1 pseudogene is annotated in these 541 nt (G+C 43.6%); it reads left to right on the top strand.

From position 1 onward, the window contains the following. A pseudogene (locus tag ABD296_RS50160) lies at window positions 1–541 on the top strand (glutamate synthase subunit alpha); the annotation flags it as partial.

The following is a 541-nucleotide window of genomic DNA, read 5'->3' as shown; positions in this document are numbered from 1 at the left end:
GGATTTATTCCGTGTTTTACGTATGCTCGTGCCACCAGCTTGGCAGAACGTTGAAACTTTAGATCCAGACTTGCGTGCATTTTATGAGTTCAACTCAAAACATATGGAAGCTTGGGATGGTCCGGCAGGCCTCGTTATTCAAGATGGTCGTCATGCGATTTGTATGCTTGACCGTAATGGTTTACGTCCAGCGCGTTGGGTAATTACCAAAAATGATTACATTACCTTGGCATCTGAAATTGGTGTTTGGGGCTATGAGCCAGAAGATGTGGTATCAAAAGGTCGTGTAGGTCCTGGTCAAATCTTGGTTGTAGACACCCTTACAGGTAAAGTGCTTGATACTAAAGATGTTAGCAATCACTTGAAAAACATGCGTCCGTACCGTGAGTGGTTGCGTGACCATGCGATTCGCTTAAATGCAAACCCGGAACTTGAAGAACAACTTGTTGATAAAGGTTTAACTGGCGATGCATTAAAAGCGGCTCAAAAAATGTTTATGGTGACATTTGAAGAGCGCGATCAGTTGTTACGTCCAATCGCT

It is taken from the genome of Actinomadura napierensis, assembly GCF_039529375.1.
GTDB classification, from domain to species: domain Bacteria; phylum Actinomycetota; class Actinomycetes; order Streptosporangiales; family Streptosporangiaceae; genus Spirillospora; species Spirillospora napierensis.
This window is presented reverse-complemented; position numbering and strand designations above follow the sequence as displayed.